The following is a 12,512-nucleotide window of genomic DNA, read 5'->3' on the forward strand; positions in this document are numbered from 1 at the left end:
CGATTATCTGGCCATTAACGTATAACTGAACATGACGATAACAGTTAATCTTTATCGACAGGACATAGTAACTCTGACTAAGACATAGTTTTACCTTTTAATGCATAACCTATTTATATGCATATTTTTATGCCCCAGCTTATGGGGCTTTTTTTTACTTATTATTTACTTTTAAGTGATCGGCTATGTGGCCATTAACGTATAACTAAACATGGCGATAACAGTTAATCTTTATCGACAGGACATAGTGACTCTGACTAAGACATAGTTTTACCCTTTAATGCATAACTTATTTATATGCATATTTTTACGCCCCAGCCTATGGGGCTTTTTTTTGCTTATTCTTTACTTTTAAGTGATCGATTATCTGGCGATTAACGTATAACAAAACATGACGATAACAGTTAATCTTTATCGACACGACATAGTAACTCTGACTAAGACATAGTTTTACCTTTTAATGCATAACCTATTTATATGCATATTTTTATGCCCCAGCCTATGGGGCTTTTTTTTGCTTATTATTTACTTTTAAGTGATCGATTATCTGGCCAATAACGTATAACTAAATATGACGATAACAGTTAATCTTTATCGACATGACATAGTGACTCTGACTAAGACATAGTTTTACTCTTTAATGCATAACCTATTTATATGCATATTTTTACGCCCCAGCCTATGGGGCTTTTTTTTGCCTGTTACTTATCTTTATGTGATCGATTGCTTGTTTTTTAACGTATAACAAACAATAACGATAGTAATGAACAATTAATATCTATCGGCTTTGATTCAAGCATAGTGGCCTGACTAAATGTAGTTTACCTTTGATTCATAGGTTACTTATATAGATGTTTTAGCCCCGGCTTAGATGATTTTTTATATAATTGTGATCATTTTTTGTTCATGCACGTATATATTAATAAGATAATAGAAGTAATAAATATATGAAAATAACTACAATCAATCTACCTGTTTTTCCTTTGCCTATATTCCTTCTACCTGAGGGAGTTACCAAATTAAGAATATTTGAACCGCGCTATTTAAAAATGGTGGGTATTGCTTCTAAAAATGGTGGCTTCATTATATGGTCGAAGAATAGCAACAATGATATTTCAAATTCATTGTGGGGAAGCTGGGTCGAAATTATTAATTTTGATCAAGGAGATGACGGAATATTAGAAATTGATGTTAAATGTAAATCATTAGTAGAAATTAATACGTTAACCTTGGATAGCGATAAATTGTATTTTGGTGATGTAAAGCAAATTCAACATTGGTCACAATCTTCAGTCGATACTTCACTCTCTGAGTTGTCAGAGTCTTTAGCAAACGTATTCACGAACAATCCGGACTTAGATGATTTATATCAGCAAAAAGAAATCACTCGTCCAAGCTGGGTTATTGCAAGATGGCTAGAGTTGCTACCAATAGATTTAGACATAAAAGCTACATTTGTTATTGATCATGATTTTCAAGCCGCAAAAGAATTGGTTCAATCTGTTATAGATAAATAAATATATTAATTAGTGATCTTTATTCATTTGTATCCGTATAAGCATCTAAATATAATAAAAGCGAAAAGCGGTGATAGAAGTGATGCAAACTAACTTGCTAAGCACAGTGACAAGTGTTAAATCTAGTAACATGACAGAAAAAATTAATCATCCTCAGCTTTGTCAGTGGCTTAACGACGTAGCATGCACAAGAGATAAAAAAGCATTCACCGATTTGTTTCAATTTTTTGCACCTAAAATTCAACGAATTGCCCGGGGTAAATTCCCTAATGAAGCTCAAGCTAGCGAAGTGGTTCAAGAGACCATGAGTAATGTTTGGCGCAAAGCCCATTTATTTGATAAAGACAAAGGAGCTGCTACGACTTGGGTTTATACAGTCATGCGAAATGTCACTTTTGACATGTTACGTAAGATTAAGGGCAACAAAGAAGACAACCTCAGTGATGACATTTGGCCATTAGCAGAAAGCCAAGTGAGTGAAGAAGAATCATTTGATGATCATCTTGAAAATAAAGAGCTTTTATCAGTAATTGAAAAATTACCAGAAGCACAACAGCAAGTTGTTAAAGGTTTCTATTTTATGGAAATGTCTCAAGAACAACTAGCGAACCATCTAAATCTACCTCTAGGTACTATAAAATCTCGTTTGCGTTTAGCTTTAGCGAAACTCAAAGTGCAGTTAGGAGAAAATCATGATTAAACATCACCCGAAATTTGAGTTAATACAGTCGTTTGTTAATGGTGATTTACCCGCTTCTTTGTCTGCAGGTATTTCCATTCACGCTAGTATGTGTCCAACTTGCCAACAGAAAATATCACTGTTGACTGACCAAGTAGCAGAATTGAATTTTGATGAGTCAGCTACAAATATCACTCACAGTGGTGGCGATTTAGTTGCTGAAGGTATTCTAGCGATAAATTTTGATGACATGATTAATAGCATCACAGATTCTGATGCGATTGATGTTATGCAACCGGTTGAAAATAAAATTATCAGTTTTAAAGATAAGTCTTATCAATTACCTAGCGTATTGAATAATATGATGTTGGGAAAAACAGCACATATAGGTAAATTAGCAAGAAAACGTGTACAGCTTGATGAAAATGAAATTCATACTAATTTGTTGCACATGGAGCCAAGCGGCTCTGTTCCACAACATACCCACAAAGGTTTTGAGTTAACGTTATTATTAGAAGGTTCTTTTCATGATGAAAAGGGTGAATATGTAAAGGGTGATTTTATTATGCTTGATGGTGAACATCTTCATAATCCAATTTCAAGCAGTGGCTGCCTTTGTTATACTGTAGCTAATGACGCAATGCATTTTACACAGGGCATTAATAAATTGCTGAATCCAATAGGTTCCTTTATCTATTAGGTAAGCAGATGTTCTAACATTTTTAGGGAAAAATATGATTCACTCAGTCGACAAAGAAGATTTACTTATTGGCATTAGTGCTTGTTTGCTTGGCGAGAAAGTTCGCTTTGATGCCAGTAACAAACCTTCGACTTTTTGTATAAAAGAATTTAGTAATCACGTAACGTATAAATCTTTTTGTCCTGAAGTCGCAATAGGTCTACCTATTCCAAGGCCGACAATTCGTTTAATAAAAAAGGACGATGTCATTCATGTATCTCGTCCTGATGGCAGTGGTGATGTTACACAAGCACTTCAGCTTTACGGTGAAAAAGTCGCCAAAGCTACTAAAGATTTAAGTGGGTATATTTTTTGTGCTAAAAGTCCAAGTTGTGGTATGGAAAGGGTTAAAGTTTACAATCCAGGCGGTCACGCGTTACCATCTGACGGCATAGGTGCGTTTGCTAAAGTTATTATGGAAGCTAACCCACTACTGCCTTGTGAAGAAAATGGCCGCTTAAATGATATGGTGCTTCGTGAAAACTTTGTCGCTCGTGTATTTGCTTACAAGCATTGGCAAAATCTCATTGCTACAGGGCTTACTAAACACAAATTAACAACATTTCACAGCAAATATAAGTACACAGTAATGAGTCATGATTTAATTGCTTACAAAGATTTAGGTCGATTGTTAGCGAGAGCGGATATGCCGCTTGCTGATATGGCTGACGAATATATTTTAGGGCTAATGACTGCACTAAAAATAAAAGCGACTCGTAAAAAACACGCAAATACTCTTGCCCATATTCAAGGATATTTTTCACAGCATCTCAAAGCTAATGAACGACAAGAGCTTTGTGATCAGATAGATGCTTATCGTGAAGGACTTGTGCCATTAGTTGTTCCTTTAACGTTAATCAAGCATTACCTATTACAGTACCCTAAAGATTATTTAACAAATCAATCTTATTTAGCACCTTATCCTGATGCACTAAGGTTAAGATATTCATATTAATGCTTCTCAAATTAATTAAGTCATCGGCTTTACAAAATAGAGTATCAGTCAAAGGCCAGATGTTTATTTTATAAAATGTTGTACTATTTATAAAATAAAGCATCAGTCATTGGCTGTTTACCATTAGCAATGATTATAAAATTTGTTAAACGGGCAAAATTACTTTCAGTCAATGATAAAGGAATAAAATTTGTTACTTTGGTTTCGCAATGATCTTAGAAGTCATGATAATCCCGCATTACAGTATTTTTTAAAAAACAATCAAGATAATGCTCCCCTTAAAGCCATTTTTTTCATCTCTGAACAACAATGGCAGCAGCATGATTGGTCTGCTATAAAGATTGATTTTATAAAACGCCATGCCATAGCACTTCGTGAAGAGCTTCTGTCAGCTGGTATTGAATTAGAATTAGTTGACGCCGCTACTTTTGAAGATCAGGTTTCATACTTACAAGCGCGTTGTGAAAAAGAAAATATCAATGAGATTGTTGCCAACAGTGAAGTCGAATTTAATGAACAAAAACGTGATAAAGCTATTGTTGCACTGGGTATAAAGCTCAGTTTATTTGAAGCTGATGTTATTGTGCCTAAGGGAAAAGTTCTTAATTTATCTAACCAGATGTATAAGGTTTTTACTCCTTTTAAACGTGCCTGGTTGACTTATGTTAAGCAACATAGCTTTGATTATTTAGGTAAAATAGAAACTAGTACCGCTAAAGTACCATCAGCAGATACTCTTTCTGATGCAAGTATATCTTCTGGTTGGCCACTTGTTGGTGACATTGAAAAACATGTACTTCCTACTTTCTTTAATGAAAAAATATCTGATTATCACGATCAAAGAGATATCCCTTCCATTAAGGGCACCTCGGGGTTGTCACCTTATTTAGCTGCTGGTGTCATTAGTCCCAGGTATATATTAAGAACTTTAATTAACGCCTACCCAGACATATTAATCGCTTCAGATAGTCAAGAATTTTCATGGTTAAATGAAATCATATGGCGTGAATTTTATAGAAATTTAATGTTTCATGAACAAAGGCTTTCTAAACACCAGTGCTTTAATGAGAAGTACCAAGGCGTTCATTGGCATTATGATAAAGGTTTGTTTGATGCTTGGTGTCAGGGTAAAACAGGATATCCGCTAGTAGATGCCGCCATGAGACAACTCAATCAAACGGGTTGGATGCATAATCGACTTCGTATGGTTGTCGCAAGTTTCTTGACTAAGCATCTATTAATCGACTGGCGTCTTGGTGAAAAGTATTTTATGAGTCAGCTAATCGATGGTGATTTAGCCTCTAATAATGGTGGCTGGCAATGGGCAGCAAGTACCGGTTGTGATGCACAGCCATACTTTAGAATTTTCAACCCGATAAGACAAAGTGAACGTTTTGATCCAAAAGGCATTTTCATCCGTAAGTATTTACCAGAGTTGGGAAGTGTTCCAGATAAAAATATTCACTTTCCGCATTTGTTTATAGAAAAAAACAAAAAAAATATTTACTGGCCACCAGTTGTTGACCATAAAGAAGCTAGGTTAAAAGCTCTCGCTTTCTATAAGGTATAACTGGCTTACTTATAATTTTAGCTAATCAAACTTTCTATGATTAGCTAATGCCATTACGGTAACAGCAATGCAAAATAATGCCCCACAGGATACATCTACCACTTCGCCGTTTTGGTTAAATAATTTTGTTAACGTTTATCAAACTCTTTCTACCGACAATCTAGATCTTCTGTCAAAGATTTATCATCGTGATGTTATTTTTATTGACCCCATCCATGAGCTTAAAGGCTTTGATAATTTATTTGAATATTTTCAAAATTTATATCAAAATCTATCGACTTGTGATTTTGTTATTACTAATATTATTGCTGAAAAAGATCAAGCTGCTATTTATTGGACGATGTCATATCAACACCCCAAGTTGAATAAAGGTAAACTTATCACTGTAATAGGCCACTCCCATATTAAAGGTTATGAAGATAAAGTCATTTACCACCGAGATTACTTAGATCTTGGCTCAATGCTTTATGAACAATTACCTGTTTTAGGTAAGCTAATAAAATTAATTAAGCAAAAGGCGGCAAAGTAATGGCAATTCGTACTGTTTTAATCACAGGCGCCACTTCAGGTATTGGCCACGCTTTATATGAAAAATATTTAGCGCAGGGTGACAATGTTATTGCTTGTGGACGTGATAAAAGTAAATTAGATAAGCTGTGCAGTAAGGCTTTTAAAACATTGGTATTCGATATGACCAAACCTGTCCAGATAGAGTCTGCTGCTGTTGATATCAAAGAAATCGATATCATGATATTAAATGCAGGCGACTGCCGTTACATCGACGATGCTAAGCATTTCGACGGCAAACTATTTAGTGATATTATTGCAACAAATTTATCATCATTAGGTGCTCTTTTAGAATTTTTCTTGCCGCTCACTAACAAAGGTGGGCAGGTGGTATTTGTTAGTTCTAGTGCAACAATCGTCCCTTTTCCAAGAAGTGAAGCATATGGTGCCTCAAAAGCAGGTATGGATTATTTAGCGAATAGTTTACGACTTGATCTGGTGGCTGAAAATATTGGTGTAACATTGGTACATCCTGGGTTTATCAAGACGCCTTTAACAGAAAAAAACACCTTCGATATGCCGTTTCTATTATCTAGTGAAGAAGCCGCTACACGAATTTTTAAAGGTGTTAACCGCCGAGCTAATTATTTGCACTTTCCAAAAAGGCTTACGTTGACCTTAAAGTTATTCTCTTTTTTACCTGCATCTCTTTGGCAATCAATTATTTTAAGGAAATAAAAAGCATGAAGCACATTGCTATTATTGGCTCTGGTATCTCTGGTTTAACCGCGGCTTATTTACTCTCAAAAAAGCACCAAGTAACTGTCTTTGAAAAAAATGACAAAATCGGTGGTCATACCGCCACAGTAGACGTTGAAATCGCCGATGAAACTTTTGCCATAGATACAGGTTTTATTGTTTTTAACAATAAAACTTACCCTAATTACTTGGCTTTATTGTCAGAGATTGGTATTGGTAAACAAGCTACTGAGATGAGTTTTTCTGTTCACAACTGTCAAACAGGACTGGAATACAATGGCCATAACTTAGATACTTTATTTGCGCAAAGAAGAAATATATTTAATCCAAAGTTCTGGTTTCTTGTTAAAGAAATATTACGCTTCAATAAACTTTGTAAAAGTATTTATCAGCACAATGATTATCAGGAAGGGTTAACATTAGGTAAATTTTTAACTGATAATAATTTCAGCGCATTTTTTGCTGAGCATTATATTTTACCCATGGCTGCTGCTATTTGGTCAAGTTCATTAGCGCAAATGGAAGATGTTGAATTTAAGTTTTTTGTACAATTTTTCCATAACCATGGTTTACTTAATATCGCTGACAGGCCTCAATGGTACGTTATACCAAAAGGCTCTAGAAGTTACTTAACGCCATTATGTGCGCCATTTAAAGATAATATAATACTTAATGCTGATATTTCAGGGATTACGCGTAGCAACGACAAAGTTCACTTGCACTTTAACGAGCGCGCTAGTGAGACCTTTGATGAAGTTGTTATTGCCTGTCATTCAGATGAAGCCCTTGCCTTGTTAAATGATGCAACTGATAATGAAAATAGCATCCTATCTGCTATGCCTTACAGTGCCAATTCTGTGATTTTACATACCGATAAAACACTTTTACCTGATCGCGAGAAAGCGTGGGCAAGTTGGAATTACCAGCTCAGTCAAGATCGCTCTAAGGCAGCAAGTGTTACTTACAATATGAATATTTTGCAAGGCATAGAAAGTCAGCATACCTTTTGTGTGACATTAAACCAGAAAGAAGATATTGATCCGAAAAAAATATTAAGAGAATTTACCTATCACCATCCTATTTTTTCTGCTGATTCAATCACCGCTCAAAAAAGCAGATCACTCATTTGTGGTGTCGATCATACGCACTTTGCCGGAGCTTACTGGCATAATGGCTTTCATGAAGATGGTGTTAGAAGTGCTGTAGAAGTGGCTAATAAATTTGAATGTTATATAGCACCTACTGTTAAAGGCTAAAAATGTCTGAATTATTCAACAAAAGCAATATTTATCAAGGTAATATAATTCACCGTCGCTTTAGTCCTAAGGCGCATAGTTTTGATTACTCTTTGTATATGCTCGCGATAGACGTTGATGATGTAGAAAATAATAGTAACAGTATGGGGATTTTTGGTTTTTCGTGGTTTCATCCTTTACGCTTTGTTGAAAAAGATTATGTAAAGGGTGAACTATCCTCTCTTAAGGACCGTATAAAACAGAAAGTTGTTCTATTAGATGGGCACAATGAGATAGCTAAAATTGTCATGCTGGTACAAGTTAGATGTTTTGGTATATATTTTAGCCCAGCTAATTTTTATTTTTGTTATAACGAAAAAAATGAATGTACTCAAATGTTAGCAGAGGTTAGCAATACCCCTTGGAATGAAAGACATTTTTATCTAGTTAATTTACTCAATAAAAAAACAGCTAATACCAGTAAAAAAGAGTTTCAGGTTTCACCCTTTATGGATATGGCAATGACATATTTTTGGCATGTAAAGCCACCGTCATCTGAACACGATAAGCTACTGGTTAAAATTGAAAACAAAACAATTAATGAAGAGACAGGCGAAGTAAGTAAATTATTCGATGCCAGTCTTGTTATGAAAAAGAAGCCATTTACTAAGAAAAGTTTGTTGGCAATCTGGTGTCAACTTCCTTTAATGACAGTAAAAGTTGTTTGGGGCATCTACTGGCAAGCAGTAAGGTTGTTCGTTAAGCGGATACCCTTTATTGGCTATCAAAAATCAAATTAATATATAGATTGTAAAATAAGATGAAGGAGTACCAAATGGAACAAATTGAAGGTGTTAGAACTTTGCAGACAGCGAATTGGATAGATAAGCGTTGTCGTGACATGGTTCATTCTGTCTTTTCGAAGTTATCATATGGCCAATTAGAAGTTGTGGAAGGAACAGAGCATAACATTTTCCCTGAAGCACCAGGAAGCTCGCCGCTCAAAGGAAAGATCAATATACATGATATAAGTGTTTACCGTGATTTTGTTAAAGGTGGCAGTATCGGTGTATCCGAAGCCTTTATCGAAGGAAAATGGAGCAGTCCTAATCTTACTAATGTCATTAGAATTTTTGCTAAAGCACAACAAGAAACTGATAGCCTTGAGTCAAAAAAGTCATGGTTAAACAAGTTTAAGAACAGTATAACTCATTGGCAGAATAGAAATACTCAATTAGGTTCAAAGAAAAATATTCTTGCTCATTATGACCTTGGTAACGAATTATATACGCGTTTTCTTGACCCAGAAATGATGTATTCGTCTGCAATTTATCCGAGCAAAAATGCCACATTAGACGAAGCTCAACTCCATAAACTTGAAACGATTTGTCAGCGTTTATCTTTATGTGAGAGTGATCATTTACTAGAAATTGGAACAGGTTGGGGCGGTTTAGCTATATATGCAGCACAAAATTATGGCTGTAAAGTAACGACAACAACTATTTCTGACGCACAATTTAGTTATGCCCAGTCGCGTATTGAAAAGTTAGGATTACAAGATAAGATCACTTTACTCAAACAAGACTATCGCGATTTAACAGGGTCATTTGATAAAGTCGTTTCAATTGAGATGATTGAAGCCGTTGGCTATGAATTTTTACCTAGCTTCTTTAAACAATGTAATGATTTATTGAAAAATGGCGGTAAATTACTCATACAGTCTATCACTATCGCCGACCAACGTTTTGATTACTATAGAAGTAACGTAGACTTTATTCAGCGTTATATTTTTCCAGGTGGTTTTTTACCTTCGGTAAATGTACTCTCAGATAATATTACCAAACATAGTAGTCTTGTTGTTGAACAGCTTGATGATATTGGTCTAGATTATGCGCAAACACTAGCACATTGGCGTGAAAAGTTTTTAGTTTCTTGGTCTGATCTTACTCAATTTGGTTATGATGAGACATTTAAACGTCTATGGTTATATTACTTTGCTTACTGTGAAGGCGCATTTTTAGAGCGTTCCACTAGTGCTGTTCATATAGTTGCGCGTAAATAATAAAGTGTTGCAGGCTTGCCTTATTTCTTAATCTTAATTGAATGGATTAAGTAAAGTGCGGACAGCTTAATTAATAAGTAACCTATTAAACAAAATAGGCAATAATGCCTATTTTGTTGTTATAACATGCCCCAACCAGTCAAATATTAACCGTAATTTCAATATTTATCCTCACATCAACAGCTATATCGTAATACAAAGGTGTAACGGTGCCAATATTACTGTAAATTAGCCTATTGCTTTTACTTTATTGAATCCTTATGACACCAATTCGCTTGACCCAATACTCACACGGCGCCGGTTGTGGCTGCAAGATCTCCCCATCGGTACTTGATGTAATGCTTAAATCTTCACTGGTATTGCCTGAACACAAAGAACTATTGGTGGGTAATAGCACTAAAGATGATGCAGCCGTTTTTGATATAGGCAATGGCCAAGGCGTTATTTCAACTACCGATTTCTTTATGCCGATAGTTGATGATCCCACTGATTTTGGTAAAATCGCAGCGTGTAATGCCATCAGTGATATTTATGCTATGGGTGGTAAGCCGATAATGGCAATAGCTATTTTAGGTTGGCCAGTCAATATTTTAGCGCCTGAAATTGCCCAACAAGTACTTGATGGCGCTAGAGCTATTTGTGCTGAAGCTGGGATCCCTTTAGCGGGTGGACATTCTATTGATGCACCTGAGCCTATTTTTGGATTAGCCGTTACCGGTTTAATCAATAATGAGCAAATAAAACGTAATAATACCGCAGGTGTTGGCGATCTATTGTATCTCACTAAACCGTTAGGTATTGGCATTATGACTACCGCTGAAAAGCAAGGTAAATTATTAGCTGAACATGCACACCTAGCACCACAAGAAATGAAAGCTTTAAACATAGTCGGTCAAAAATTTGCAGCTCTAGAAACTGTTACGGCAATGACAGATGTCACCGGTTTCGCACTTTTAGGACATCTTTTAGAAATGTGTCAGGGTAGCAATGTTGCTGCTATTGTCGATTTTAAGCAAATACCTTGTATTGACTTTGTTAATGATTATATTGACCAAGGTTGTATACCGGGTGGCTGTGAACGTAACTTTACCAGTTATGGGGAACATGTTGGCCCGTTAACCCCTAAACAAAAAACACTTTTATGTGATCCGCAAACTAGCGGTGGTTTACTGGTTGCTGTTCAGCCATCAGGTAAGCTAGCCTTTGAAGCTTTATGCCAAGAAAATGGTCTGAATCTTCAACCTATTGGTGAACTAGTGGCTGCAACTTCGCCTACAGTGAGTTTATTGTAATGATTATAAACACCGCTGCCACAGAGCGACTAGACAGCAGCGATTTTCGCACTATTATTCGCAATAAAATTCCTTTGATGGATGTTCGCGCTCCTATTGAATTTGAAAAAGGCGCTTTTAACCAATCTGTTAACTTTCCGCTAATGAATAATGATGAACGAGCGGAAGTAGGGCTCTGCTACAAAAAAAAGGGACAAGCGGCCGCCATTAACCTTGGCAATGAACTTGTTTGTGGACAAAGTAAAGATAATCGCTTGGCACAATGGCAAAGTTTTGTTCAGCAAAACCCGCAAGGCTATTTATATTGTTTTCGTGGCGGTTTACGCTCTCAAACGGTACAGCGTTGGCTAAAAGAATCAGGTATTAATTATCCTCTGCTTATCGGGGGTTACAAAGCACTTCGTCAATTTTTACTCAACGAGCTAGAGCAACTTGCTCTACATCCATTAACTATCTTAGCTGGTAATACCGGCAGTGGTAAAACGCCTTTTCTTGCTCATTGTAGCAATAGTCTTGATTTAGAGGGGGTTGCAGGTCATCGCGGCTCAAGTTTTGGTGGTTTTGTTACCGCACAACCCAGCCAGATAGACTTTGAAAATAAATTGGCTGAATTATACATTACCGGTAATTATAGTTTAGATAAACCGTTGATCTTAGAGGATGAAGGGCGATTAATTGGTAGCGTACATTTACCTGAAAGTTTGCGACAAGCAATGACATTAGCGCCAATTGTGGTCATTGAAGAAAGTTTGGACTACCGTCTTGAACATATATTCCAAGAATATATTATAAAGATGACTGCGCAATATCAAACAGCGTATGGCGTAGAGCAAGGTTTTATTGCCTTTAGTGAATATTTAGCACACGGCTTATTTAAAGTACGTAAACGTTTAGGTACAGAACGATATGCACAACTACAGATACTTCAAACTAAGGCATTTACTGAACAGCAAAAGGGTCTAACGCACTATCATTTAGATTGGTTAAAGCCATTACTTGAAGAATACTATGATCCTATGTATCAATATCAGTTAGGTCTCAAGGCCGAAAGGGTGATCTTTCGAGGTAACAATGCCCAATGTTTAGCCTTTCTAGAGGGTAAGTAACACACCAAACTAGATCAATAATTTCTACAGCCGCAATGAATGATACTAATAACAAATGCTTCGTATTGAGCGTTCTACATTACAGTCATAT

At 36.0% G+C, this 12,512-nt stretch carries 12 protein-coding genes; all 12 read left to right on the forward strand.

Features of this window, described 5'->3' with window-relative positions; all coding sequences use genetic code 11:
* Positions 1–947: 947 nt before the first annotated feature.
* Complete coding sequence (locus H4J69_RS17635) at positions 948–1,517, forward strand: LON peptidase substrate-binding domain-containing protein (RefSeq protein WP_182217286.1); 570 nt, start codon at positions 948–950, stop codon at positions 1,515–1,517.
* A 130-nt stretch (positions 1,518–1,647) separates the two neighbouring features.
* Complete coding sequence (locus H4J69_RS17640; RefSeq protein ID WP_404842425.1) at positions 1,648–2,217, forward strand: sigma-70 family RNA polymerase sigma factor; 570 nt, start codon at positions 1,648–1,650, stop codon at positions 2,215–2,217.
* Positions 2,210–2,896, forward strand: a complete 687-nt coding sequence (locus H4J69_RS17645; protein WP_182217285.1) for a ChrR family anti-sigma-E factor — start codon at positions 2,210–2,212, stop codon at positions 2,894–2,896. The genes H4J69_RS17640 and H4J69_RS17645 overlap by 8 nt, the downstream gene beginning before the upstream one ends.
* Positions 2,897–2,930: 34 nt before the next feature.
* On the forward strand, positions 2,931–3,890 hold the full coding sequence (locus tag H4J69_RS17650; protein WP_182217283.1) for a DUF523 and DUF1722 domain-containing protein: 960 nt from the start codon (positions 2,931–2,933) through the stop codon (positions 3,888–3,890).
* Between the two features lie 190 nt (positions 3,891–4,080).
* Positions 4,081–5,460: a deoxyribodipyrimidine photo-lyase gene (gene phrB, locus H4J69_RS17655; protein WP_182242599.1), complete on the forward strand. Its 1,380-nt coding sequence runs from the start codon at positions 4,081–4,083 to the stop codon at positions 5,458–5,460.
* Positions 5,461–5,527: 67 nt separating this feature from the next.
* Positions 5,528–5,989, forward strand: a complete 462-nt coding sequence (locus tag H4J69_RS17660; protein ID WP_182217280.1) for a nuclear transport factor 2 family protein — start codon at positions 5,528–5,530, stop codon at positions 5,987–5,989.
* Entirely contained in the window at positions 5,989–6,705 is a 717-nt protein-coding gene (locus H4J69_RS17665; protein ID WP_182252008.1) for an SDR family NAD(P)-dependent oxidoreductase, read from the forward strand. Before H4J69_RS17660 ends, H4J69_RS17665 begins: the two co-directional genes overlap by 1 nt.
* A 5-nt stretch (positions 6,706–6,710) precedes the next feature.
* Complete coding sequence (locus H4J69_RS17670) at positions 6,711–7,982, forward strand: NAD(P)/FAD-dependent oxidoreductase (RefSeq protein ID WP_182217276.1); 1,272 nt, start codon at positions 6,711–6,713, stop codon at positions 7,980–7,982.
* A gap of 2 nt (positions 7,983–7,984) precedes the next feature.
* On the forward strand, positions 7,985–8,761 hold the full coding sequence (locus tag H4J69_RS17675; RefSeq protein WP_182217275.1) for a DUF1365 domain-containing protein: 777 nt from the start codon (positions 7,985–7,987) through the stop codon (positions 8,759–8,761).
* 35 nt (positions 8,762–8,796) lie between these two features.
* On the forward strand, positions 8,797–10,023 hold the full coding sequence (locus H4J69_RS17680) for a cyclopropane-fatty-acyl-phospholipid synthase family protein (RefSeq protein ID WP_182217273.1): 1,227 nt from the start codon (positions 8,797–8,799) through the stop codon (positions 10,021–10,023).
* 260 nt (positions 10,024–10,283) lie between these two features.
* On the forward strand, positions 10,284–11,315 hold the full coding sequence (gene selD, locus H4J69_RS17685) for a selenide, water dikinase SelD (RefSeq protein WP_182230983.1): 1,032 nt from the start codon (positions 10,284–10,286) through the stop codon (positions 11,313–11,315).
* Entirely contained in the window at positions 11,315–12,421 is a 1,107-nt protein-coding gene (gene mnmH / locus H4J69_RS17690; RefSeq protein ID WP_182230982.1) for a tRNA 2-selenouridine(34) synthase MnmH, read from the forward strand. Before selD ends, mnmH begins: the two co-directional genes overlap by 1 nt.
* Positions 12,422–12,512 lie beyond the last annotated feature (91 nt).

This window comes from Colwellia sp. BRX10-9 (genome assembly GCF_014077405.1).
Classification (GTDB): Bacteria; Pseudomonadota; Gammaproteobacteria; order Enterobacterales; family Alteromonadaceae; genus Colwellia_A.